20 protein-coding genes and 1 pseudogene are annotated in these 23,978 nt (G+C 69.9%); 2 read left to right on the plus strand and 19 right to left on the minus strand.

Translation table 11 applies throughout. The annotated features are described in order from the left end of the window. Window positions 1-19: 19 nt before the first annotated feature. The 11 genes from topA to AC07FA_RS09940 form a co-directional block, all read right to left on the minus strand. The gene (gene topA, locus AC07FA_RS09890; RefSeq protein ID WP_479074404.1) at window positions 20-2,878 is read right to left on the minus strand and encodes a type I DNA topoisomerase; all 2,859 of its coding nucleotides are present in this window, start codon (window positions 2,876-2,878) and stop codon (window positions 20-22) included. 290 nt (window positions 2,879-3,168) lie between these two features. Further along, window positions 3,169-3,366, minus strand: a complete 198-nt coding sequence (locus AC07FA_RS09895) for a hypothetical protein (RefSeq protein WP_479074405.1) — start codon at window positions 3,364-3,366, stop codon at window positions 3,169-3,171. Between the two features lie 124 nt (window positions 3,367-3,490). Then, entirely contained in the window at window positions 3,491-4,318 is an 828-nt protein-coding gene (locus tag AC07FA_RS09900; protein WP_479074406.1) for an ABC transporter permease, read from the minus strand. A 35-nt stretch (window positions 4,319-4,353) separates the two neighbouring features. Beyond that, window positions 4,354-5,157: an ABC transporter permease gene (locus AC07FA_RS09905; RefSeq protein WP_479074408.1), complete on the minus strand. Its 804-nt coding sequence runs from the start codon at window positions 5,155-5,157 to the stop codon at window positions 4,354-4,356. Then, a complete protein-coding gene (locus tag AC07FA_RS09910) occupies window positions 5,154-6,221 on the minus strand; it encodes an ABC transporter ATP-binding protein (RefSeq protein ID WP_479074409.1) in 1,068 nt (355 codons plus the stop codon). The genes AC07FA_RS09905 and AC07FA_RS09910 overlap by 4 nt, the downstream gene beginning before the upstream one ends. Before the next feature lie 76 nt (window positions 6,222-6,297). Continuing rightward, window positions 6,298-7,308 carry a helix-turn-helix domain-containing protein gene (locus AC07FA_RS09915; RefSeq protein ID WP_479074410.1) on the minus strand — a complete coding sequence of 337 codons (1,011 nt, stop codon included), beginning with the start codon at window positions 7,306-7,308 and terminating at the stop codon, window positions 6,298-6,300. Between the two features lie 67 nt (window positions 7,309-7,375). After that, a complete protein-coding gene (locus tag AC07FA_RS09920; RefSeq protein ID WP_479074411.1) occupies window positions 7,376-8,881 on the minus strand; it encodes a DUF7059 domain-containing protein in 1,506 nt (501 codons plus the stop codon). 95 nt (window positions 8,882-8,976) lie between these two features. Then, on the minus strand, window positions 8,977-9,588 hold the full coding sequence (locus tag AC07FA_RS09925) for a small secreted protein (protein WP_479074412.1): 612 nt from the start codon (window positions 9,586-9,588) through the stop codon (window positions 8,977-8,979). Window positions 9,589-9,880: 292 nt separating this feature from the next. Then, entirely contained in the window at window positions 9,881-12,325 is a 2,445-nt protein-coding gene (locus tag AC07FA_RS09930) for a sodium-translocating pyrophosphatase (protein WP_479074413.1), read from the minus strand. Window positions 12,326-12,737: 412 nt separating this feature from the next. Beyond that, window positions 12,738-13,184 (minus strand): ATP-binding protein, encoded by a 447-nt coding sequence (locus AC07FA_RS09935; protein WP_479074414.1) that lies wholly within the window; start codon window positions 13,182-13,184, stop codon window positions 12,738-12,740. 203 nt (window positions 13,185-13,387) lie between these two features. After that, window positions 13,388-13,741, minus strand: coding sequence for an STAS domain-containing protein (locus tag AC07FA_RS09940; RefSeq protein ID WP_003967428.1), 354 nt, complete (start codon window positions 13,739-13,741; stop codon window positions 13,388-13,390). Between the two features lie 78 nt (window positions 13,742-13,819). Between AC07FA_RS09940 and AC07FA_RS09945 the strand changes: the two genes are divergently transcribed. After that, window positions 13,820-16,294 (plus strand): DEAD/DEAH box helicase, encoded by a 2,475-nt coding sequence (locus AC07FA_RS09945; protein WP_479074415.1) that lies wholly within the window; start codon window positions 13,820-13,822, stop codon window positions 16,292-16,294. A 48-nt stretch (window positions 16,295-16,342) separates the two neighbouring features. Here the strand turns inward: AC07FA_RS09945 and AC07FA_RS09950 are convergent, their stop codons facing one another. The 6 genes and pseudogenes from AC07FA_RS09950 to AC07FA_RS09975 form a co-directional block, all read right to left on the minus strand. Then, complete coding sequence (locus AC07FA_RS09950; protein WP_479074416.1) at window positions 16,343-16,669, minus strand: Rv3654c family TadE-like protein; 327 nt, start codon at window positions 16,667-16,669, stop codon at window positions 16,343-16,345. 107 nt (window positions 16,670-16,776) lie between these two features. Further along, window positions 16,777-17,187: a TadE family type IV pilus minor pilin gene (locus AC07FA_RS09955; protein ID WP_479074417.1), complete on the minus strand. Its 411-nt coding sequence runs from the start codon at window positions 17,185-17,187 to the stop codon at window positions 16,777-16,779. Beyond that, window positions 17,174-17,410 (minus strand): DUF4244 domain-containing protein, encoded by a 237-nt coding sequence (locus AC07FA_RS09960; protein WP_479074419.1) that lies wholly within the window; start codon window positions 17,408-17,410, stop codon window positions 17,174-17,176. The genes AC07FA_RS09955 and AC07FA_RS09960 overlap by 14 nt, the downstream gene beginning before the upstream one ends. Before the next feature lie 79 nt (window positions 17,411-17,489). Then, on the minus strand, window positions 17,490-18,275 hold the full coding sequence (locus tag AC07FA_RS09965; RefSeq protein ID WP_479074420.1) for a type II secretion system F family protein: 786 nt from the start codon (window positions 18,273-18,275) through the stop codon (window positions 17,490-17,492). A 5-nt stretch (window positions 18,276-18,280) separates the two neighbouring features. Next, the gene (locus AC07FA_RS09970; RefSeq protein WP_479075163.1) at window positions 18,281-19,117 is read right to left on the minus strand and encodes a type II secretion system F family protein; all 837 of its coding nucleotides are present in this window, start codon (window positions 19,115-19,117) and stop codon (window positions 18,281-18,283) included. A gap of 23 nt (window positions 19,118-19,140) precedes the next feature. Further along, window positions 19,141-19,434 (minus strand): annotated as a pseudogene (locus AC07FA_RS09975) (TadA family conjugal transfer-associated ATPase); the annotation flags it as partial. Between the two features lie 53 nt (window positions 19,435-19,487). Between AC07FA_RS09975 and AC07FA_RS09980 the strand changes: the two are divergent. Beyond that, complete coding sequence (locus tag AC07FA_RS09980; protein ID WP_479074421.1) at window positions 19,488-20,210, plus strand: TIGR02391 family protein; 723 nt, start codon at window positions 19,488-19,490, stop codon at window positions 20,208-20,210. Window positions 20,211-20,277: 67 nt separating this feature from the next. Here AC07FA_RS09980 and AC07FA_RS09985 read toward each other — a convergent pair whose 3' ends face one another. Both AC07FA_RS09985 and AC07FA_RS09990 read right to left on the minus strand, forming a co-directional pair. Then, on the minus strand, window positions 20,278-22,713 hold the full coding sequence (locus tag AC07FA_RS09985) for a tyrosine-type recombinase/integrase (protein ID WP_479074422.1): 2,436 nt from the start codon (window positions 22,711-22,713) through the stop codon (window positions 20,278-20,280). Beyond that, complete coding sequence (locus tag AC07FA_RS09990; RefSeq protein ID WP_479074423.1) at window positions 22,710-23,957, minus strand: tyrosine-type recombinase/integrase; 1,248 nt, start codon at window positions 23,955-23,957, stop codon at window positions 22,710-22,712. The genes AC07FA_RS09985 and AC07FA_RS09990 overlap by 4 nt, the downstream gene beginning before the upstream one ends. Between the last annotated feature and the right edge of the window lie 21 nt (window positions 23,958-23,978).

The raw sequence follows: 23,978 nt of genomic DNA on the forward strand, positions 1-23,978 counted from the left end.
CGTCCGTGTGCGTGCTCGGTCAGTCCTCCGTGGAGGCGGACGAGACCGTCTTCTTCGCCGCTGTGGCCTTCTTGGCCGTCGTCGTCTTTTTGGCGGTGGTCGTCTTCTTGGCGACCGTCTTCTTCGCCGCCGTCTTCTTGGCGGCCGTGGTCGTCTTCTTCGCCGTGGCCTTCTTCGCCGGGGCCTTCTTCGCCGTCTTCTTCTTGGCGGGACCCTTGGCGCGCTTCTCGGCCAGCAGCTCGTAGCCGCGCTCCGGCGTGATGTCCTCGACGCTGTCGTCGGTCCGCAGGGTCGCGTTCGTCTCGCCGTCCGTGACGTACGCGCCGAAACGGCCGTCCTTGACGACCACAGGGGCCCCGCTCACCGGGTCGGTGCCCAGTTCCTTCAGCGGCGGCTTGGCGGCGGCGCGGCCGCGCTGCTTGGGCTGAGCGTAGATCGCCAGGGCCTCTTCGAGGGTGATGTCGAAGAGCTGGTCCTCGGAGGTGAGCGACCGCGAGTCCGTGCCCTTCTTCAGATACGGGCCGTAGCGGCCGTTCTGCGCGGTGATCTCGACACCCTCGGCGTCCTCGCCGACCACACGCGGCAGCGACATCAGCTTGAGCGCGTCGGCCAGCGTCACCGTGTCCAGCGACATCGACTTGAAGAGCGAGGCGGTCCGCGGCTTCACCGCGTTCTTGCCCGTCTTCGGCGTGCCCTCGGGCAGCACCTCGGTGACGTACGGGCCGTAGCGCCCGTCCTTCGCGATGATCTGGTTCCCGCTGACCGGGTCCGCACCGAGCTCGAAGTCGCCGCTCGGCTTCGCCAGCAGCTCCTCCGCGTACTCCACGGACAGCTCGTCGGGTGCCATCTCCTCGGGCACATCGGCGCGCTGGTGACCCTCGGAGTCCTTCTCGCCGCGCTCGATGTACGGGCCGTAGCGCCCGACGCGGAGCACGATGCCGCTGCCCACGGGGAAGGAGGAGATCTCCCGGGCGTCGATCGCGCCGAGGTCGGTGACGAGTTCCTTCAGACCACCGAGGTGGTCGCCGTCGCCGTTGCCCGCGTCGGAGGCGGCACCGGCGCCGGCCGTGTCCTCGCCCGCACCGAAGTAGAAACGCTTCAGCCACGGCACGGACTGGGCCTCGCCCCGCGCGATGCGGTCGAGGTCGTCCTCCATACGGGCGGTGAAGTCGTAGTCGACCAGCCGGCCGAAGTGCTTCTCCAGCAGGTTGACCACGGCGAAGGAGAGGAACGACGGGACGAGCGCCGTGCCCTTCTTGAAGACGTAGCCGCGGTCCAGGATCGTCCCGATGATCGAGGCGTACGTCGACGGGCGGCCGATCTCGCGCTCTTCGAGCTCCTTGACCAGCGAGGCCTCGGTGTAGCGGGCGGGCGGCTTGGTGGCGTGGCCGTCGACCGTGATCTCGTCGGCGGAGAGGGCGTCACCCTCCGCGACCTGCGGCAGGCGCCGCTCGCGGTCGTCCAGCTCGGCGTTCGGGTCGTCGGCGCCTTCGACGTACGCCTTCATGAAGCCGTGGAAGGTGATCGTCTTGCCGGAGGCCGAGAACTCCGCGTCCCGGCCGTCGCTCGCCCGGCCGCCGATCTTGACGGTGACCGAGTTACCGACCGCGTCCTTCATCTGGGAGGCGACGGTCCGCTTCCAGATCAGCTCGTACAGCCGGAACTGGTCGCCGGTGAGACCGGTCTCGGCGGGGGTGCGGAAGCGGTCGCCCGAGGGACGGATCGCCTCGTGCGCCTCCTGCGCGTTCTTGACCTTGCCGGCGTACGTGCGCGGCTTGTCCGGCAGGTAATTGGCTCCGTACAACTGCGTGACCTGTGCCCGCGCCGCGGAGATCGCGGTGTCGGAGAGGGTCGTGGAGTCCGTACGCATATAGGTGATGAAGCCGTTCTCGTACAGCTTCTGCGCGACCTGCATCGTGGCCTTGGCCCCGAAGCCCAGCTTGCGGCTGGCCTCCTGCTGGAGGGTGGTCGTACGGAACGGCGCGTACGGCGAGCGGCGGTACGGCTTCGACTCGACGGAGCGGACCGCGAACGTGGACTCGGCGAGCGCCGCGGCCAGGGCACGGGCGTTCGTCTCGTCCAGGTGCAGCGTCTGGCCGGAGGCGGACTTGAGCTGCCCGTCGGGACCGAAGTCGCGGCCCTGGGCGATCCGGCGGCCGTCGACCGCGCTGAGGCGGGCGGTGAGCGTCGAGGGGTCGGACGCGTCACCGGTACGGCCGGTGGCGAACGTGCCGGTCAGGTCCCAGTACTCGGCGGAACGGAAGGCGATGCGCTCGCGCTCCCGCTCGACGACGAGGCGGGTCGCGACGGACTGGACACGGCCCGCCGACAGCCGCGGCATGACCTTCTTCCAGAGGACCGGGGACACCTCGTAGCCGTAGAGGCGGTCGAGGATGCGGCGGGTCTCCTGGGCGTCGACCATGCGCTGGTTGAGCTCGCGCGGGTTGGCGACGGCGGCGCGGATCGCGTCCTTGGTGATCTCGTGGAAGACCATCCGGTGGACCGGGACCTTGGGCTTCAGGACTTCCTGGAGGTGCCACGCGATGGCTTCGCCCTCGCGGTCCTCATCGGTGGCGAGGAAGAGTTCGTCGGACTCGGCCAGCAGCTGCTTGAGCTTCCTGACCTGGGCCTTCTTGTCGGCGTTGACGACGTAGATCGGCTGGAAGTCGTTGTCGACGTCCACGCCGAGACGACGTACCTCACCGGTGTACTCGTCCGGCACCTCGGCGGCGCCGTTCGGGAGGTCGCGGATGTGCCCGACGCTCGCCTCGACGACGTATCCGGGGCCGAGATAGCCCTTGATCGTCTTCGCCTTGGCAGGCGACTCGACGATGACGAGTCGGCGGCCGCCCTGTGCGGTCTCGCTGGTCGGGGACAACTTCGCTCTTCTCTCCGGTCGGCACTCAGTGGGCATCCGGGCAGCGTAATGACGCTGCCCGCGGTGCTGTCGCTGCGGAGTGTGACGGTACAACCCGCCCCCGTGTCAAACGGCAAAAGCCCGCAACGGCCACTCGAACGGTAACCCGACTTCCGCCATTCCTGCCGCCCGGACCGCTCGGTCCGCAGGGCGCACGCCTCCTGCCTGCGCATTCCGGGGCGCCGCCGAGGTGCGCTCGCGGAGCCCGCCGGAGGTGCCACGCCCGGGCCCAGCCCTGCTGGGAGTGGGGATCAGGCGCGGGTGAAGCACCAGACGCCGACGACGAGGAACGCCGCGCCGAAAAGCGTGGCGAGCGCGGTGGAGGCGACGGGGCTCACACCGTGAGCCACCGGCGCGCGGTGCAGGGTGCGCGCCCCCGTCCAGGTCAGGAGCGCGGCACCGAACAGTGCGAATGCCGTACCGGCGAAGACGGCGGTGACGTCCTCCATGTCCGTACCCCTCAAACTCACTCGTCGTGACGCGCTCCGGCAGGGGGAGGCTGCCACGCCGGGGCGTCGTCGACACGAACCCGGGGTGAACAGCACTCCCCCGGCCCCTTCCCGGGTCACGTCGTCACATCACGTCGAGGGTCGCGCGGCGCCGACTGCCGCGTTCGAACAGCGCGAGGAGGCCCACGGCGAGGAGCGCGTACCCGGCGCCCACCGCGAGCTCGGCCCCGAGCAGGCCCGTATCGAGGACGCCGCCCGCGGACAACTGCCGGGCCGCGTCCGCGGCATGGGTCAGCGGGAGCACGTCACCGACGACCTGCATCCACGCGGGTAGCCCGCTCCGGGGCACATTGGCACCGGTCAGCAGGAGCAGTACGGAACCGGCCACATTCGAGACCAGGAAGACATCCCGGAAGCGGAGCCCGAGGGCCCCCAGCGCGAGACCGAACGCGGAGCATCCGGCGGAGGCGGCGAGCAGCACCGCAACAAGCCCCGGTACAGCTCCGAGCGGAATCCGCAGCCCCAGCAGGAGGGAGGCAGCGGTGAGGGTGAAGGCGCTGATGAGAAGCCCGTTGAGTACGTAGGGCAGCGCTCGGCCGAACCAGAGCGGAGCGCGGTGGCGGGGACTGAGGAGGACGGCGCCGAGAGTGCCGTAGCGGCGCTCGTTGGCGATGGCCATGGTGCCGCCGTAGACGCAGGCGGTCGAGGAGGCGAGCACGGCGTTGCCGAGCAGATAGAAGCGGTCGTCGGCCACCCCGAGCTGCCGCCCGAGGAAGACGAAGAACAGCAGTTGCAGCAGCGGGCCGACGAGCAGCGTGCCGATGAACATGGGCGGCGTCGTCCAGTTGAACAGTGCGCGGTAGGAGATGGCTCCGCCGAGGACGACAAGCCGTGCCGTACGGACGGCTCCCGAGGCGAGTGCGGCCAGGGAGGTGGGGGCTGGCGAGGGCATGCTGGGGCTCCTGGAGATCCTGAACGGCCCGGTCATCAGGCGAGGGAGAGAGTGGCGGCGGCCCGGGCGCGGCGTTCGACCCGGCCGAGGACCAGGACCGCGAGCAGGGCGTAGAACCCGCCGAGGGCGAGGGCAGCGCCCATCGGGACGAGCACCTCGGCGAGGGCGGGCCCGCCCGAGGTCGCCGCGTGGACGGCCCGTGAACCCCAGGTGGTGGGCAGCGCCCAGGAGACCGGCCGGGTCCAGTCGGGCAGGACGGTGACGGGGACGAGCATTCCGGACAGCAGCCACACGGGCGCGTCCAGCGGGTTGGCGAGCGCGTTCGCGTTGCGCAGCAGGACGAAGGTGGCGGCCAGGAGCAGCCCCATCATGCCGAGCGACAGCACGCACACGGGGACGGCGACGAGGAAGAGCAGCGGGTGCGCGAAGTCCATCGGCACGCCGAAGAGCACCGCGCCCCAGAGGACCGTCGCGCCCATGGCGTAGGTCCCGATGACGGCCGTGGCCAGCGTGATCGGCAGCAGGACGAGGGAGAGCGGGGCCGGCGAGGCGACCAGCGTCTCCAGCGTGCCGAGCCAGCGCTGGTTCTGCACGGCGCCGCCCGACCCGAACAGCACCGAGGACCAGATGCCCATCAGCCCCGCCCCAACGGCCGCGGTGAGCAGGCCGTCGGGGTCGTCGGCGGCGCGGAAGAGGTAGACGGCGAGAGTCGCGTACACCAGGGGCAGAAGGACGGCGAAGGTGACTTCGAGCGGCGACCGGCTCATGTACGAGACGTGGGTGCGCACACCGACGACGGTCAGCCGCAGGGCCCGGCGAGGGCTCGTTCCCGTCCTCATACGGCGGCCTCCCGCTCACCACGTGCGGCGGTTTCCCGCTCGTCGGACCTCGCGGTCTCCGGCCCGCCCGATGCCGCGGATTCCGGGTCCGCGCCGTTCGTCTCCTCGACGATCGCGATGTAGGCGTCCTCCAGGGTCGGTTCACGGGTGACGACCCGTCCGACCCGGATGCCGTCGAGCGCCGCCAGGACCCCGGCGTGCAGCCCGGCTCCCCGCTCCGTCTGCACGGTGACGGCCTGCCCGCTGCCGCGCTCCTCCGCGGCCACGCCCCGCACCCCGGGCAGTGCCCGGATGCGGTCGAGGTGGCCGTCGGCCGCCCCGTACGCCTCGATCTCCAGGACATCGCGGTCCTGGACCCGGGACTTGAGCAGGTCAGGGGTGCCGAGCGCCCGTATCGTGCCGCCCGCGATCACCGCGATCCGGTCGCAGAGTTCGTCGGCCTCGGCCATGTAATGGGTGGTCAGCAGGATGGTCGTGCCACCCGCTCGCAGATCGGCGACGGTACGGCGCAGATCGCGGGCCGCCACCGGATCGACGCCGATGGAGGGCTCGTCGAGGAAGAGGACATCGGGCTTGTGCAGCAGGCCGCGGGCGATGTGCAGGCGCTGACGCATGCCCCGCGAGTAACCCTCGACCCGTTCCTTCTCGCGGCCCGTGAGCCCCACCAGATCCAGCAGTTCACCGATCCGGGCCCTCTGTTCGCGGGGCTCGACCCCGTACAGCTCGGCGAAGTAGCGCAGATTGTCGAGGGCGGAGAGCCGGTCGTACAGACCCCGGTCGCCGCCGAAGACGTACCCGATCCGGCGGCGTACGGCCACGGGGTCGGTGGCCACGTCGTGCCCCAGCACCGTCCCGGTGCCGGAGGTGGGCAGCAGAAGGGTGTTGAGCATCTTGATGGTCGTGGTCTTGCCCGCGCCGTTGGGCCCGAGGAGTCCGAAGAGCTCGCCGCGCGCCACCTGGAAAGTGACGCCGCGGACGGCCTCGGTCTCGGTGCGGCGCGGCCGCAGAAAGCCCGTGCGGGCGGTGTAGGTGCGGCGGAGATTCCTCGCCTCGATCGCAAGCATGGCGGCGACGCTAGAACCGCGGCCGCTGCCCGGCCATCGATTCGGGGGCCGCCGAATCGTCACGCGGCGCCCCGCGTCAGGACACCGCGCGCAGGATGTCCTCCCCGGACAGGAGTGCGAGCAGCGCCCGGCCGGTGTCGGTGAGCTGGTAGTACACGCTGCGGCCGACGCGGTGCCGGGTCACCACGTCCGAGTCGGCGAGGACCGAGAGGTGCTCGGAGACCGTGCTCGGCGCGAGGCCCAGCCGGTCGGATATCCCGGCCGTGGTGAGCGGGGCCCCGAGCTGGCGCAGGACCGAGGCCCGCCCCCGGCCCAGCAGCAGACCGAGCCGGTCGGCGGCGCCGGACTCCGGCTCGGCACACCGCTCGCGCAGGGCGGCCGCTCCCCTGGCCTGGAAGGAGACGGTCAGGACCTCGGGGTCGTCGGTGGAGTAGAGCCGGCAGCCCTCGGCGAAGACGAGGGGGACGAGCAGCAGCCGCCGCTCGCCCGCCCGGTAGTCGGCGTCGATGTGCTTGGTCAGCTCCAGGACGGGCGGCGTCCATCTGGCCCGAGCCTCCAGCCCCGCGAAGAGCGCGTCGACGCCCTCCGTGGCGAAGGTGCGGGCCCGGACGAGGACCTCGTCCTCCACGAGCCGGCGCATGGTCGGCCAGTGCTGCGCCAGCGCGCCTTCCCAGTACGCCGCGTACGCGTCCGCGAGCGCTGCGCAGGCCGCCTCGGGGTCGTCGCGATAGGGGCGGACCCAGGGATGGTCGCCGAGGTCCGCGTAATGCTCGTCGATCCCGGCCCGTACGACATCGGCGGGCGTGGCCCGGACGAGGTCGAGCTCCGCCTCGATGGAGGCGGCCCCGGCCGGCTTCGGCACCATGAAGTCGGGGAAGCCGTCCGGGCCGTCGATCAGGAGGCGCAGCGGGAGCGTCCGGTCGTCCTCGCGCAGGACCTCGCGGGCCCGGCCCACCCACGCCTCGTACGGCCAGGAGACCGTCCGGTGTGGGCGGGCCAGATGGATGCTGCAGAAGGTGTCCCACAGCGGGCTGACGGCGATCCGGGTCGCGCCGAGCGAAGCCTCGTCCAGCTCTATACGGATCACCGGCGCTCCGGTTCCGTACGAGGCCGGGGCGTCATGCGCCCGGCCCACCGGACCCGCCAGGAGGCGCTCACGCGCTTTCTCCTACCGGCTCCAGGAAACCCTCTTCCACCAGCAGCCGGATCGCCTGCGGGGTGCGGTCGCGCAGCAGCACGGGGTCCTCGGACATCAGCTGGGCGATGGCGTCGAGGATCCGTCCCGCGGGCAGCGACCCGTCGCACACACCGGCGAATCCGGCCCCTACGGCGTCGACCTTGGTGGCACGGCGCATCCCGCGGTTCTGGCGCAGCACCACATGCTCGGGGTCCTCCGCGCCGGGCAGTCCGACCTGCTCCTGCACGACCTCGGCGGCCAGCGTGAAGCGGGCGGCCAGCAGCGCCGCGTCGTCCTGCTCCCGGAGGTAGTCCTGGCGGGCGAAGTGGGCCTCGATCGCGGGGCCGAGCGGCTGCTCCACCGGGTGCGGCCACTCCTCGATCACGATCGACGGCTCGGCCGCACCGGTCTTCCTGAGCGTGATCCAGCCGAAGCCGACCGCCTTCGTCCCGCGGGCCTCGAACTCGTCGAGCCACGCCTCGTAGCGCGCGGTGTACGCGGCGGGGTCCGAGCGGTGGTCGCCACTGTCGCGCAGCCACAGCTCCGCGTACTGCGTGATGTCCTGCACCTCCCGCTGCACGATCCAGGCGTCGCAGCCGCCCGGCACCCAGGTGCGCAGCCGGTCCTGCCACTCCTCGCCCTCGACGTGCTGCCAGTTGGCGAGGAACTGGGCGTAACCCCCCTCGTTCAGCCGGTCGCCCGCCTGCTGCACCAGGGTCCGGCACAGGTCGTCGCCGCCCATTCCGCCGTCGCGGTACGTCAGCCGGGCGCCGGGCGAGATCACGAACGGCGGGTTGGAGACGATCAGGTCGAACGTCTCGCCGGAGACCGGTTCGAAGAGGGACCCCTCGCGGAGATCGGCGGGGGCGGCCCCGGACAGGGCGAGGGTGAGCCGGGTGAAGGCCAGGGCCCGCGGGTTCAGGTCCGTGGCCGTGACGCGGGTGGCGTGCTGGGAGGCGTGCAGCGCCTGGATGCCGGAACCGGTGCCGAGGTCCAGAGCGGAGGCCACCGGCTCACGGACGGTGATTCCGGCGAGCGTGGTCGACGCCCCGCCGACGCCGAGGACGACGCCCTCCTCGTGCGAACCGATGCCGCCGGCCCCGCCCACCGCACAGCCCAGGTCGGACACGATGAACCAGTCCTCGCCCTCCGGCCCGCCGTACGGCCGGACGTCGACGGTCGCCCGCACCTCGTCGCCGTCACGTCTCAGCCAGCCGTCCTCGACGCACTCCTCCACGGGAAGCGCGGCGCGGGCCCGCTCGTAGGCGACGGAGCGCTGAAGAAGAAAGAGCCGCACCAGCGTGTCGAGCGGCGATTCGCCTCTGGTCGCCCGCAGAGCGGGCACCGTCTCGCTGCGGGCGAGCGCGGCGTACGCGGACGCGCCGAGCCGGTCGAGGAGCCCGTCCGCGGTGAAGGCGGCGGAGAGCAGGGCTTCACGGAGCGCGGGGATACGGTCGGATGCGGGAAGGCTGGTCGTACTCACCCGCCCATTGTGTCCGCTCCCACTGACAACGGCAGCGGCCCGGCACCCATGGAGGGTGACCGGGCCGTTGACCGGCGGTCCAGCAGGCCCTGCCCTCAGGCCTTCTTGCTCGCCGAGGCGGACGGCGAGGCCGACGCCGGGGGCTCGGCGGACGGCGAGGAGGCCGTGGGCTTCTGGCAGCCCTTCTGCTTGGCCATCGCGGTGCCGACCTCACCGGACTGGAGCTTCTTCAGCGCCTGGTCACCATTGGTGCTGATCTTGTTCAGCTCGTCGGCGATGTTCTTGAGACCGTCGGCGAACTTCGCCTGGTCCTTCGTGTCGAGGGCGTCGACCTTCGTCTTCAGCTCGGCATAGGCGGCGGAGGAGGCGTTGAGCTCCTTCACGGCCTCCTTCTGCGTGGTCTCACCGTCGTCGACGGGCGGCGGGCCCGCCGAGTCCACGGCTGAGCCCAGCGCCTTGTACGCCTGCGAGATCTGCTGGAAGGCGGCCGAGTCGGTCGCCTGGACGTCGGCCGGCTTGCTGTTGTCCGCGGTCTGCCGCTGGATGTCGGCGTTGGCGTCCGCGATCTTCTGCAGCTGGGGCTGGACCTGGTCGCAGACCTCCTTGGCCCAGTCGTTGACCTTGTCGTCGCTGTCGTCGCTGCAGCCCGACAGCGTCAGTACGAGTACCGCACCGCCGGACAGTGCGGCTGCAAGCTTCTTGTTCACCGGATTGGGTCCCTTCCAAGGCTCTCGGCCCCGGAACTTACACGCCAAGTGGGCGACATTCTGGCGCCGGACGTCGGATGTACGGGCTTTTGCAGCCATTTGCACCAAGGGAAATGAGGGAGATACAACTCACCCGAATGCCCACTCACGCGTGCGGATGCTCACCGATTCGGACGATGCCCCGTGCAGCACAGCGGGCGGACGACACCTCAGAAAGGTCCGCCCGCCCGCCGCTTGACCTGGCGCTACGGCCCCCGAGCCCATTGGGGCACGCGAGGCCGGCCGTCCAGAATCAGGAAATGGCCGCCGGATCGGGCGACTTGGCGGGACGGCCACCATCGTCGTCCCCTCCGCCCCCGGATTCGTCTTCGTCACCCATGACGATCCCGCGCCGCTTGGACACGTACACCGCTCCGACGATGACGACGACGGCGAACCCCGCCACCACCGCCCGCACCCCGGCGCTCGCGTCGTCCCCGTAGCTGAACTGAACGACCGCCGGGGCGATGAGCAGCGCCACCAGGTTCATCACCTTGAGGAGCGGGTTGATCGCCGGTCCGGCCGTGTCCTTGAAGGGGTCTCCGACCGTGTCACCGATGACGGTCGCGGCGTGGGCCTCGCTGCCCTTGCCCCCGTAATGACCGTCCTCCACGAGCTTCTTGGCGTTGTCCCACGCGCCACCGGAGTTGGCGAGGAAGACGGCCATGAGGGTGCCGGTCGCGATCGCACCCGCGAGATACGAGCCGAGCGCCCCGACACCGAGACTGAAACCGACCGCGATCGGCGCCAGCACGGCGAGCAGACCGGGCGTGGCCAGCTCGCGCAGCGCGTCCTTGGTGCAGATGTCGACGACGCGCCCGTACTCCGGCTTCTCGCTGTAGTCCATGATCCCGGGATGCTCGCGGAACTGCCGCCGCACCTCGTAGACCACGGCCCCGGCGGACCGGGACACCGCGTTGATGGCCAGACCGGAGAAGAGGAAGACGACCGCCGCGCCGAGGATCAGCCCGACCAGGTTGTTGGGCTGGGAGATGTCCAGGCTCAGCCCCAGCTCGCCCGCTTCGGCTCCCACGTCCTCGACCGCCGTGGCGATCGCGTCGCGGTAGGACCCGAAGAGCGCCGCCGCCGCCAGGACCGCGGTGGCGATGGCGATGCCCTTGGTGATGGCCTTGGTGGTGTTGCCGACGGCGTCCAGGTCGGTGAGCACCTGGGCGCCGGCGCCCTGGACGTCGCCCGACATCTCGGCGATGCCCTGCGCGTTGTCGGAGACCGGTCCGAAGGTGTCCATGGCGACGATGACCCCGACGGTGGTGAGCAGGCCGGTCCCGGCGAGCGCCACGGCGAAGAGCGCCAGCATCACCGACGTACCGCCGAGCAGGAACGCCCCGTAGACGCCGAGCCCGATCAGCAGCGCGGTGTAGACGGCGGACTCCAGGCCGATGGAGATCCCGGCGAGCACGACGGTGGCCGGGCCCGTCAGCGAGGACTTTCCGATGTCCCTGACCGGGCGGCGGTTGGTTTCGGTGAAGTAGCCGGTGAGCTGCTGGATCAGCGCGGCGAGCACGATACCGATGGCGACGGCGACCAGGGCGAAGATCCGGGGGTCGCCGCCGTGCGAGGCGATGGCGCTGTCGGTGACGCCGTCCAGTTCGGCGTACGAGGACGGGAGGTAGACGAAGACCGCCACCGCCACCAGGACCAGCGAGATCACCGCGGAGATGAAGAACCCCCGGTTGATGGCGGTCATCCCGCTGCGGTCGGCGCGCCGCGGGGCGACCGCGAAGATGCCGATCATCGCGGTGACCACGCCGATCGCCGGCACGATCAGGGGAAAGGCCAGTCCGGAGTTCCCGAAGGCGGCCGAGCCGAGGATGAGTGCGGCGACGAGCGTCACCGCGTACGACTCGAACAGGTCGGCCGCCATGCCCGCGCAGTCCCCGACGTTGTCGCCCACGTTGTCGGCGATGGTGGCGGCGTTGCGCGGATCGTCCTCAGGGATGCCCTGCTCCACCTTGCCGACGAGGTCGGCGCCCACGTCCGCCGCCTTGGTGAAGATGCCGCCGCCGACCCTCATGAACATGGCGATCAGTGCGGCGCCGAGTCCGAACCCTTCCAGCACCTTGGGCGCGTCGGCGGCGTAGACGAGGACGACACAGGAGGCGCCGAGCAGGCCGAGGCCCACCGTGATCATGCCGACCACGCCCCCCGTACGGAAAGCGATCTTCATCGCCTTGTGCGAAACGGTGGTGAGATCCTTTTCCGGTTCGCCTTCTTCCGGAGTCGCCTCACGCGCGGCTGCCGCGACGCGCACATTGCTGCGTACGGCGAGGCGCATGCCGATGTATCCGGTAGCCGCCGAGAAAAGCGCACCCACCAGGAAGAACAACGACCGTCCCGCGCGCTGCGACCAGTTGTCGGCCGGCAACAGCAGAAGCAGGAAGAACACGACGACGGCGAAGATGCCGACGGTACGCAGCTGCCGCGCCAGATACGCATTCGCGCCCTCCTGGACGGCTGCCGCGATTTCCTTCATGCGCTCGGTACCCTCACCGGCGGCCAGGACCTGGCGCACCAGCAGCTGGGCCACGACCAGTGCGGCGACGGCGACGACCGCGACAACGATGATGATCAGCCGGTTGTCATCGGTGAGAACCGCGGCCGCGAGTGAGGTGGGACGGTCGGAAGGTGCGGAATACTGCGTCAGTTCTGCCAGTGGTGTGTTGCGGAACCCCGCCATACGTCCTCCTTGACGCTCAGCGCTCAAGACGTGGACGGATTGTAGGGAGCAGAACCTGATCAAAACAGTGGGTGCGTAATGGAATTGACCATCGTCCCTCAATCGGCAAATGATCTCACCCTCGATTTCGCCCGAATGCAGTAACGGGGCAGGGCCATTGCCGGGAGATCACCGGTCAAGCGAAAACGAAAAAGGCCCTGCTCAGCAGGGCCCGGAAAATCGATCACGCACACCCGGAAGGTGCCGGAAATAGGAACAGGTCAGGACTCGCGCCGGATCACACGCACCCGGACGATCGCGGAAACCCGGAACCGTGCGCGGGCTCGGGAACGCACCGCCACAGGCTCGACGCGGGCTCGGGGACGCACCCCCACAGGCTCGACGCGGACTCGGGACCGCGCCGCCACGGGTCTCAGGAAAGCACCGCCGCGGACTTCGTCGGCCAGCTCATGCGGATCACTCCACCTGCCGCACCCGATCTGACTTCCATGTCGTCGACCAGGCCGCTGATGACCGCGAGACCCATCTCGTCCTCGGCCTCGCCGTCGGTCTCGGAATCCATCGCGCCACTTCGCCCGCCGGGCGTGGCGTGGGCCTCGCTGCCGGGGCCGGGCACCTCGTCGCCCACCTCGATGGAGAAGGTCTTCTCCTCTTCGGTCAGTACGACCGCCACCGGGGCGGTGATGCCATGACTGCGGTGCAGCCCGACAGCACGGCTGCAGGCCTCGCCCACAGCGAGTCTGACCTCGTCGAGCAACGCCTCGTCCACCCCGGCCCGGCGCGCCACGGCGGCTGCCACAAGGCGTGCCGTCCTGACATGTTCGGGCTGAGCGCTGAAGCGGAGTTCAACGGTGGCCATGTGATCCCCCTCGAACGTACGGGCGTGCTTCTCAGAGGCCCGGGCGTGGCGCCCGGTACCCCTGCTCTCCAGCCTCCGGAAAAGCCGACAAAGCCGGCAGTCGGCCCATGGCCGACCACCTGCTCGCCACGGCCTGCCTGCTGCCGCGTGCCGGGCTGTGCACTGCCTGCCGGCCGGCCAGACGAGGCCGGCCCGCTCCGACGTCAGTCGGTGGCAGCGACAGCCTCGTCGACCGTGGTGTGAATGGGGAACACCTTGGTCAGACCTGTGATCCGGAAGATCTTGAGAATGCGCTCCTGGTTACAGACCAGGCGCAACGAGCCCTCATGGGCCCGGACACGCTTCAAGCCACCCACGAGCACGCCGAGGCCGGTGGAGTCGAGGAAGTCGACACCTTCCATGTCGACAACCAGGTGGTAGCTGCCGTCATTCACCAACTCGACCAACTGCTCGCGCAGCTTGGGCGCGGTATACACATCAATCTCGCCACCGACCTCGACGACCGTACGGTCGCCACCAGGGCCGGACACATTGCGAGTCGACAGGGACAGGTCCACGGATCCTCCAGCACCTTGCTATCGAGCGGTCGCCCCTCGGTCTCCCCGACGGAGCCAGGGGACGGATCGCCAGCCGCGATGGCATTCAATCACTTACCAGCAGCCATGCACGACGCCTTGGGACCATTGTCCGCCACGCCAGTGACACACTCGGTGCCGATGGCCAAGAATCACCGCCCCAGTCGACCGCCCGAGAACGGGGGCTCCCGCCCCTCTCCCGCCGTGGTCCTCGACCGGCTCGCCGCAGGGGCGGGCCGGTCCGCGCGCATCACTCATACGGAGCACTTGCCCCCGCGGGCGGGAACCCATGCCATCTGGCCGGATCGCATCCGCCCAGAAGTCGTCGCGGCGATTCAGCAGGCCGGAATCGACCATCCGTGGACACATCAGGCCACCGCCGCCGAGCACGCCCTGGACGGCGAATCCGTCGTGATCGCCACCGGGACCGCTTCCGGGAAGTCGCTCGCCTACCTCGCGCCGGTCCTCAGCACCCTCCTCGACGGCTCGCAAGCCCCGAACGGGCGCGGGGCGACCGCCCTCTATCTCGCCCCCACCAAGGCCCTCGCCGCCGACCAGCGGCGGTCCGTGAAGGGACTCGCGGCGCCCCTCGGCCACGCGATCAGGCCCGCCGTGTACGACGGAGACACTCCCGTCGAGGAACGCGAGTGGGTACGTCAGTACGCCAACTACGTCCTGACCAACCCCGACATGCTGCACCGCGGAATCCTGCCCTCCCATCCCCGCTGGTCCTCGTTCCTGCGCGCCCTGCGCTTCGTCGTCATCGACGAGTGCCACACCTACCGGGGCGTCTTCGGCTCCCACGTCGCCCAGGTGCTGCGGCGCCTGCGCCGCCTGTGCGCCCGTTACGGCGCCGATCCGGTCTTCCTCCTCGCCTCCGCCACCGCGGCGGATCCCTCGGTCGCCGCAGGCCGCCTCACGGGCCTCCCCGTGAAGGAGGTCGCCGACGACGCCTCGCCCCGCGGCGAGCTGGTCTTCGCCCTCTGGGAACCCCCGCTGACCGAACTCCACGGCGAGAAGGGCGCCCCGGTACGCCGTACGGCCACGGCCGAGACAGCCGACCTCCTCACCGACCTGACCCTTCAGGGCGTCCGCTCGGTGGCGTTCGTACGCTCCCGGCGCGGCGCCGAGCTCATCTCCGTGATCGCCAAGGAACGCCTGGCCGAGGTCGACCGCTCGCTGCCGAAGCGGATCGCCGCCTACCGCGGTGGCTACCTCCCCGAGGAACGCCGCGCCCTGGAACGCGCCCTGCACTCCGGCGAGCTCCTCGGCCTCGCCGCCACCACCGCCCTGGAACTGGGCATCGACGTCTCGGGCCTGGACGCCGTCGTCATCGCCGGTTACCCGGGCACCAGGGCGTCCCTGTGGCAGCAGGCCGGCCGGGCCGGCCGCTCCGGTCAGGGCGCACTCGCCGTCCTGGTCGCCCGGGACGACCCGCTGGACACCTATCTGGTCCACCACCCGGAGGCGCTGTTCCAGCAGCCCGTGGAGTCGACCGTCCTCGATCCGGACAATCCGTACGTCCTCGCCCCCCATCTGTGCGCGGCAGCCGCCGAGCTCCCGCTCACCGAGTCCGACATCGCGCTCTTCGGTCCGGCGGTGCCTGATCTGCTGCCGCAGCTGGAGGCCGCGAAACTGCTGCGCAAGCGCCCGTCGGGCTGGCACTGGACCCGCCGGGAGCGCGCGGCGGATCTCACCGACATCCGGGGCGAGGGCGGCCGTCCGGTCCAGATCGTCGAGGAGGGCACCGGCCGTCTGCTCGGCACCGTCGACGAGTCGGCGGCGCACACCGCCGTCCACGAGGGCGCCGTCCACCTCCACCAGGGCCGCACCTACCTGGTGCGGAAACTGGACCTGGAGGACTCGGTGGCCCTCGTCGAGGAGGCGAACCCGCCGTACTCGACCACCGCCCGGGACACCACCGCCATCGCCGTCCTGGAGACCGACACCGAGATCCCCTGGGGCGACGGGCGGCTCTGCTACGGCTCCGTGGAGGTCACCAACCAGGTCGTCTCCTTCCTGCGCCGCAGGGTGATCACCGGGGAGGTGATGGGCGAGACCAAGCTCGATCTGCCGCCCCGCACCCTGCGTACCCGCGCCGTGTGGTGGACGGTCACCGAGGACCAGCTCGATGCCGCCCGGATCAATCCGGAGATCCTCGGCGGCGCGCTGCACGCCGCCGAGCACGCGTCGATCGGGATGCTCCCGCTCTTCGCCACCTGCGACCGCTGGGACATCGGCGGGGTCTCCGTGCCGCTCCACCCGGACACCCTGCTGCCCACGGTCTTCGTCTACGACGGCCACCCGGGCGGCGCCGGCTTCGCCGAGCGGGCCTTCCACACGGCCCGGACGTGGCTGACGGCGACCCGCGAGGCCATCGCATCCTGCGAGTGCGACGCGGGCTGCCCGTCGTGCATCCAGTCCCCCAAGTGCGGCAACGGAAACGAGCCCCTGCACAAGCGAGGCGCCGTACGTCTCCTCACCGAACTCCTCCGCACGGCTCCCCCGCCCCCGGAAGAAGCCCAGAAGGAGTAGCACGGGCGAAGTCCCCGGCGCCGCAGCAGACCTGGCGATTCCGCCCGGTCAGCCCGTTCCTGAGGCCCCCGCCCCTTCCGGCGGTCCCGCGCGGGACCTGATCTCTGGCGCGTACGGGCCGAAGCGGGCGCGCGCCGTCACGTCAGCGATCTCTCCCCGCACCGCGCAGCGCACCAGCACCGTGTCCTGTGCCCCGGCGACCCGCCCGGCCGCCTCGCACGCGGCTGCCGGGCCCTGAAGGGCGCGGTCGGCCGCGGCGAGGGCGGCCAGATCAGCCGCGCCGCCGGCCCGGTGCCGGGCCGCCACGGCTTGCCCCAGGGCGAGCACCACCGCGAACACCGCGCACAGGGTGGCCGTGGTCGCCGCCACCCACACCGTCGCCAGCCCCTGATCACCGGCTCGGGCTCGGGGCCGGGCTCGGGACCGGGAACCTGTCCTTGCCCCTGCCCCTGCCCCGAGCGTCAGCCCTCGCCTCCGCCCCCTCACGGCTCCGCTCCCACCGTGTCCACTCCCACCGTGTCCTCGGCCAGCGCGGCCGCCTCCGCGCTCAGCGTCAGCGCCAACGGGCCTGGCCCCGGTGCCGGTGCCTCCACGCGGACCCGCCACAGCTCTCCGGACCGCTCCACCTCGACACGCGCCTGCCGGGGCGCCGCCGACCGTGCCGCCTCCCGCACCGCCGCATCCGGCTCCGAACGGGCTGCCGCCCGCGCCCCCGCCCGCGCCGCGTCCACGCACCGGATCTGGGAGGCGGCTGCCACCAGGGCCCAGATCAGGACCAGCGCGAAGGCGACCAGGGCGGGAATGACCATCGCCGCCTCCGCCGTCACGGCACCCCGGTCCCGGGCGGAAGCGCCAGGCGCCCGGCACTTCCGCCCGGCCTCAGAACTTCGCATCGAGGGCGTCCTTGATCAACGACTGCATCGCCGAGAGCACGGGCCCGCTCGTCACGACCTTGTAGAGCACCGCGGCGAACCCGCAGGCCGCGATGGTTCCCACCGCGTACTCGGAAGTCGTCATCCCACGGTCCGACCGGCCGAACCTGCCCAGCAGGCTCCGCTTGGCGGCCCATGCCCGGCGCACCGAACCCAGCGCGCGTTCCCTGAAGTTCCCGCTCATCTCAACCCCCGAAATTGAATAGATATGTCGATTTTCATGAACCGGCAGGCGCCCGAAAGGAGGCACCGCCGCTTTCGCGTCAGCCGTCGGTCAGCAGTCCGGTCGCCAGCCCGATCACCACCGGTGCCACCCCGATCGCCAGGAAGGCGGGCAGAAAACACAGCCCCACCGGCGCGGTGATCAGGACGCCGGCACGCTGGGCACGGGCCACGGCCGCACTCGCCCGTTCGGCGCGCATCGCTTCGGCCAGCCGGGTGACAGGTTCCGCCGCCGGTGCCCCGGTCGAGCCGGCCCGGTCCAGGCAGCGGGCCAGCGGCTCCGCGCCCGGTATGTTCGCGAACCGCCCCCACGCTTCGGCCGGTTCCCCGCCGAGCCGGACCTCCGCCGCCGCCCTGGCCAGCCGCTCACCGACCGGGCCGCCCATGGACTCCCCCACTGCCTCCGCCGCCTCCCTGGGACCGGCCCCGGCGGTGAGGCAGGCCGCCAGCAGATCTGCGGCCAGCGGAAGTTGGCCTGCCGTCGCAGCCGCCTCCGCATCGGCGGATCCCGCGTCACGCGCCATCCACGACCGCTGGCAGCGCCACGTCCCGTACGCCGCGCCCACCGCTGCCACACAGCCCGGCAGCCCGCCAACCAGAACCCAGCCGACTGCCGCTGCCCCGAACGGCGCCGCCCACCTCTGCGCACCCGCCTGGACTCCCGGCCGCCACCGGCGCCGCTTCCCCCCTCCGATCGCCAGCAGCAACGACCCCCGTCTGCGCATCGCCCGCTCCCGCCGGCGCCCGGCGACGGCGAGCGCCAGATACGCGGCCGTGCCCATCACCGTCCCGACGATCCCCAGGGCGTGGACAGCACCCCCTGTCATCCCGTTCACGCCGCCTCACCCGCCCTGACGATCCGCCGGGCCCACACCAGGCCCGCCGCCTCCAGCACTCCCCCCGCCGCCAGGCACGCCAGCCCGCCCGGACTGTGCAGCAGGACCCGCAAGGGATCGGCCCCGAGCGCCGCACCCAGCCCCAGCCCTGCCACCGGCAGAAGGGCCAGCACCACGACCGTCGACCAAGCGCCCGCCAGTTGGGCCCGCAGCTCCTCCCGCCGCCGTCTGTCCGCCCGTAACGCGCCCTCCAGGCGGTCGAGTCCGGCCGCGAGCCCCGCCCCGCCGTCCACCGCGACCCGCCAGCACGCCGCCACTCCGGCGAGCCCCTCATGCCCTGGCGCATCCGCGGCCTGCCGCAACGCACCCGGCACATCCCCACCGAACCGCGCGGCCGCAAGCACGGCGGCCTCCGCCTCGCCGAGCGCCTCCCCCGAGTCACGGGCAGCCACCAGCAACGCCTGCCCCGGCTCACGCCCCGCCCGCAACTCCCCCACCACCGCACCGCACAGCCCCATCACCGCATCCGCCGCCCGCTCCCGCTCGCTCCGCCGGGACCGCACCCGCAGCCACCGCCGCACGAGCGGCACCGCCACGGCCCCCGCGGCCAACGGCAGCACCGACCCGCCCAGCACGGCGAGCAGCACCGCCACCGGGACACACAGCCACTCACGCCGCCCGCGGAGGATCACCGGCATCGCCGCCCAGTACGTCCCCAGCCGACTCGGCTCCGGCGCCCCGTCCACGAACAGCACACGCGCCCGACGCAGCGCCGGATCGCGCTGCACACCGGCCCAGGCCGCCAGCCCGGCACACACTGCCGCCGCGTACATCGCGTACCCCGGCCCCACGCCTGTCACGACGCGCCCCCGATCAGCGACCGCAGCCGCTCCCAGCCCCGCTCCCGTACGAACCCGTCGGCGCCCCAGCGCAAGGCGGGCACGGTCACCACCAGCCCCGCCGCGTCCCGTTCCAGCACATGGATCTCGGTGAGCCTCCGACGTCCACCCCGGTCCCGCACCAGATGGACCACCACCGACAGGGCGGCCGCCAACTGGCTGTGCAGGGCCGTCCGGTCGAGCCCCGCGGCCGTCCCCAGCGCTTCAAGACGGGCCGGGACGTGTTCGGCGGCGTTGGCGTGCACCGTGCCTTCTCTGAACTAACTGCTATGCCCTTGTGCACACGTGGTCGTACCGTGTGTCGATGCATACCCAGCGAGCCATCGAGGTCCTGACGGGACTCAAGGAAGAAGCTGATCGCCGAGGGATCGAGCTTCGCCCCCCTGGTGAAATCACGTCATGGAAAGGCCGCGTCAAGTCCACTCTCATTCGCGCCCTGGGTTCAGATCATCACTTGCTGAAGGATTTCGACAAGGTCAAATACTCGCCGTCTGTATATTCTTCAGGAATGTCTGACGACTATGGCGAGCGCATTTTTATTGGTGGCCTGAAGAAGGCTAACGGCGTAATCGAAGCAGCCCTATTCGAGCTGTCCGACGCCGGAACCAGCGACGACGCAGTGGATGAAACAACGTTTGACCCAGCCCTGTGGTCTCACGTTCAGAAGCATGTCCAAAGCGAGGACTGGCAAACGGTCTCCAGCCAGACCGCCATCTATGTCGAAGACTGCGTTCGGAGATGGTGCGGAAACCCCCGGGGAAACAACGGCCAGGTATTGGTCGGCAAAAGTCTCTTCGCTGCTGTATTCGCTACCGATGCCCAGTATCGGCTCGGCAAGGAGCCCGGCGAGTGGGAAGGTTGGCGAGGGCTGGGAATGGGGTTTGCTCAGGCGCTGAGCAATGTAGATCGCCACAATATCCAAAAGCGTGACGACGCAAAGCGATATGCATTCGGTGTTCTCGGACTGGGGAGCTTGATCCTGTCCCAGCTCCGCCATCAGCATGGTGAAGACTTGCACCACGAGTAGAGGGGAAGTAGGACCTCGGGTCGTTCTTCTTATTAGGTCCTAGGTCAGACTCTTTGGCGTGGATGGTCTAATTCGCGTGAATAGCGATTTGACTGAAGCTGGGAACTCCGAGGAAGACAGGCGAATCCTTCTTCTCTTGCCGGGCATCTAGCTGGTCGATCTTCTCTTCTGCGGCGTCCCTGCTGACCGACAGTCCCTCGACCTCGCCCAACCATCCTTCACGCTTCGCCTCGGCGATTCGTTCGTCTAGATTGTCGCGGATCTCAACAAGCCGGCCTCTTTCCGCAGGATCGACGATTAGGACAGGGCATCGAACGCAAGCGTGTTCATGAATGCAGTCGGTGCCGAAAGCGCGACCACACGATCCCAGCGCTAGCTTGCGCTGTTCGAAGTGGTTCATAAACTCGTTCCATTCTTCCGAGGTGACTGCGCGGTATTCCTCCCTAGGGCGGAGGCTGCGGCGTCGGGCGATAAATGACCGGTGAGCTTCGATGGCCTGGACCGGGTAGACAGCGTTGTAACCCATAGTGGTATTTATGTTGGTGTGCCCGGCAATGACTTGGGCGATGTGCGGGGGCAGCCCGTTGAGAATCGCGTCGGTGATAAAGATCCGTCGGAAGTCGTGTGGCTGGAACTTTAGCGGTTTTCCGGTAGCGTCAGTGAGTCCCGTGGCTATGAGTGCATCATTGAGAGCGTCGCGAACCGTGTTTGATGAAATAGGCCGCCTCTCGCCTGAAACATTCCATTGGTAGAGAAGTGGCATCGGGTCGTTCCAAGCCTTCTCATGAATGTCGTAGCTGGGAACCGATGGAATTGCTTTGTTCTCACCGCGGACGCGTGTGACCACGATGCTCAGGACGTCAGCAAGCTCGGGAGTGACAAGCAGCAGGCGTTCCTGGTCTGTTTTCGATGGCGCAATCTGCAGCAGAGGAACGAACTCCCCTGTGGTGGGAAGCTTGTAGCGAATAATGCTGTGATGGCCGAGTTCCAGTAGCTCCTCAATGCGGATTCCCGTGTGCCGGAGGATCTCGATGGTGGCCCAACCCCAGAAGGCCCGCTTTTCCTCGGCCTCGATGTCCCGGCGGCGGCCTGTGTCGTCGTATGCCTGGCCCGTGAGGCCGGCCCGGGAGGTTCCCTTGGGCGTTGTGAACGTCTCTCCGAGGACGGTGAACTGGGTGCCGAGAGGTGTGGCGTGGAGTGCTTCGAGACGAGCGCGGGCTTCCTTGAGCCGACGATCGGCGACGCGAATGAGAGCGGGCAGCACGGGGAGTCGCTCACGGGTCCGCTGGTCGGAGGCGGTCTTCTGCCGTTGCTTGGTCTTCTTGTCTGAGCAGTCAGCTTCGGTGATGGGGCAGGGTGCTGCCCAAGGTCCCCATCGGGCCGGCTCGTCCAGGGCCCACTGGCCGATGTCGAAGTAGAACGCCCGGACGAGAGTTTTGACCGCAGGTGCGCTGTTGCGGGGCGTAGTGGTCTCGATGACCTGACCGTCTGGCATGCGCCGGCGGCGGGTGACCACGTTGACGCGGGCCTTCCAGGCCGCGGCGATTTCCGGAGTTAGATGCAGCGAGGAGATGTCCTCGTGGTGACGTTCGAGGTCCCGCCAGAAATTGTTGGCCAGAGCCGCCGACAGGCTGATCAAGGAGTTGTGGTCGAGCGACGGTTGGCGTTCGGTGAGGTAGTCGACGAGGAGGTCGCGGACAGGGCGGCAGCGCAGGTGGTAGCGGTCCACGAGTTCGGCAGGGGTCACCTGGCCTGTGCGGGTCTGGAGCCGGAGCAGGGTCGCCGGGGCGTCCGGCGGAAACTGGCCGCGGTCGCGCAGAGCGGTGTAGGCGATGCGGGCCCCGCGGGCTGCGTCGTGGTTGGTTTCCTGAAGGAGGACGAGGAGGTCCCCGACGGTGATGTCCTCGACGAGGCCGCCGAAGGCGGCCAGGATGCGGGCGACGGCCTTGAGGGCCGCGGAGGCATGCCGGGTGGACCGGATGGCCGCGGGGAACTGGGCCTCCAGGCGCGCGAACCCTTCTGGGTCGCGGGCCGCCGCCATGGCCGGGCGCAGGGCGTTGGAAGAGCTGGCGGCCAACCAGGCCGGAGAGGGGCGGATGACGTCTGCGCAGATCAGGGCCAGAGTCCCGGAGGAGAGGCAGGCCGAAGTCGGCCGGCGGCCGAGTTCGGCGGCGGCCCAGTCGAGGACCGTGTGGTGCCAGCCGGCGGTCGAGGGTGCTGCGGGGCTGGCGTCCCAGTTGGCCTGCCAGGTCGATCCGGGAAAGGTCGCAAGCCAGGCCAGGATTGCCCGGGCACCGACCATGCGCGTCGACTGGGCGCTGTCGCCTTCAGCGCGGAAGGGGTGTGTCCGGAGGCGGTCCAGGATGTAGTCGGTGTCGGCTTCGGTGATGAACCAGGAGTCGAGATTCTGGCGTGGCGGGAACTTCTGCAGGAGTGCTGCGGCCTCAGCGCCGGCGAGCTTGCGCGGGGCCTGCGGCGGGGCTGTGAGGGTTGCGGTGGTCATGCGACGAGCCCTCCGAAGAGGGTGTTCATGGAGTCCTCGTTGTAGGCGGGGGCGGTGGGGGCCGGCGGTGCGGCGTTCTTCTTCGCCTCCTGCCGGGCATGGTGGGCCAGCCCGGCGGAGATGACCTCGTCCCGGCTCGGGCGAAGGTACTTCTGGAGCGTGCTCTGGTCCTTGTGGCCAAGGATGTGCTGGACGTAGACCAGCGACATTTTCGGGTCCTCGGTCATGCGGTATGTCGCGGTGTGCCGCAGGTCATGGAGTGTCCAGTTGGCGCCCAGGAGTTCAACCGCACGCTTGAACATGGCGCGAGCGGCGTCGTAGTTCAGTGGCCGCCAAGGGCGTCGCAAGGTCCACCAGAGAGGCTGGTTGCGCCCCCGCGGGACTCCGTTGCGCCAGGCTTCTTCCTGGTAGAGGCGGAGCCAGACGAATGCGTCGGGAGACGCGGGCAGCTGTTGGTAGTCCCGGGTGCCTTTGCGGATTACGCCGATGAGTTGCTGGCCGGGCAGGGCGTCGCGGCCGGTCGCGGTCAGCAACTCTTCTGAACGAGCGGCAGTGGAGACCCAGAAGGCAAGAAGGGCGCGGTCCCGGTGCGAGCGCAGGCCGGCGAAGACCTTGGTGTACTCGTCGTCCGGTATCCGGCGGGGGATTCGGTTTGGGACGGTCGGCCGGTAGCGGCCGGTCCGCTCGCGCTTGAACTCCTCCGTCGGGTTGTGGTGGGCGTGCGGCCGCCCCTTGCGGCGGTTGCGGTCCAACGGGAACGGGTTGACCAGCAACTGGCCGCTGTTGAGGTCGAGATGGAAGTCGTAGAAGGTCCGGAGCACGGTCTCGCAGTGGGCCCGGGTGGCGGGCGCGTACTTCTTGCCGATGGTCGGCTTCCCGGTTACCGGGTTAGGCGTTCCTGGTGAGAGGGCCGGAATCTTGCGCGCGGGTATCTCGGCTGGATCCTTGCCGCGGTGCCGCCAGTGAACCCGCACCGGCTTGTCCGCGAGTTGCATCCACAGCGTGAAGTCCCGGGCGTCCTCACGGACGGCGCGGTCCCATGCGATGTCGTGGGCCCACAGGAACCGCCACCATCGCAGCAGGTCGTTGCCGTACGAATACAGCGTGGTGGCCGGGCTGTCTGCGGTCAGCAGGTCTTTGAAGTAGATCGCGACCGGTTCGACGCGTTGCCCTTCCGGATCGATGAGCCGGTACGGCTCCCAAGCGTCCCCTGTCGTTTGCAACTGCCCGATCTCGGGCAGCACGAAGGTCTTCAGATTTCGTTC

The sequence above is a fragment of the Streptomyces sp. NPDC045968 genome, assembly GCF_056430475.1.

Coding starts and splice junctions, on each gene's coding strand:
- AC07FA_RS09895 (WP_479074405.1), bottom strand. CDS start 3,366: ATGGAGGACGTCACCGCCGTCTTCGCCGGTACGGCATTCGCACTGTTC.
- AC07FA_RS09900 (WP_479074406.1), bottom strand. CDS start 4,318: ATGCCCTCGCCAGCCCCCACCTCCCTGGCCGCACTCGCCTCGGGAGCC.
- AC07FA_RS09905 (WP_479074408.1), bottom strand. CDS start 5,157: ATGAGGACGGGAACGAGCCCTCGCCGGGCCCTGCGGCTGACCGTCGTC.
- AC07FA_RS09910 (WP_479074409.1), bottom strand. CDS start 6,221: ATGCTTGCGATCGAGGCGAGGAATCTCCGCCGCACCTACACCGCCCGC.
- AC07FA_RS09930 (WP_479074413.1), bottom strand. CDS start 12,325: ATGGCGGGGTTCCGCAACACACCACTGGCAGAACTGACGCAGTATTCC.
- AC07FA_RS09935 (WP_479074414.1), bottom strand. CDS start 13,184: ATGGCCACCGTTGAACTCCGCTTCAGCGCTCAGCCCGAACATGTCAGG.
- AC07FA_RS09945 (WP_479074415.1), top strand. CDS start 13,820: ATGGCATTCAATCACTTACCAGCAGCCATGCACGACGCCTTGGGACCA.
- AC07FA_RS09955 (WP_479074417.1), bottom strand. CDS start 17,187: ATGCGAAGTTCTGAGGCCGGGCGGAAGTGCCGGGCGCCTGGCGCTTCC.
- AC07FA_RS09960 (WP_479074419.1), bottom strand. CDS start 17,410: ATGAGCGGGAACTTCAGGGAACGCGCGCTGGGTTCGGTGCGCCGGGCA.
- AC07FA_RS09965 (WP_479074420.1), bottom strand. CDS start 18,275: ATGACAGGGGGTGCTGTCCACGCCCTGGGGATCGTCGGGACGGTGATG.
- AC07FA_RS09970 (WP_479075163.1), bottom strand. CDS start 19,117: ATGTACGCGGCGGCAGTGTGTGCCGGGCTGGCGGCCTGGGCCGGTGTG.
- AC07FA_RS09980 (WP_479074421.1), top strand. CDS start 19,488: ATGCATACCCAGCGAGCCATCGAGGTCCTGACGGGACTCAAGGAAGAA.
- AC07FA_RS09985 (WP_479074422.1), bottom strand. CDS start 22,713: ATGACCACCGCAACCCTCACAGCCCCGCCGCAGGCCCCGCGCAAGCTC.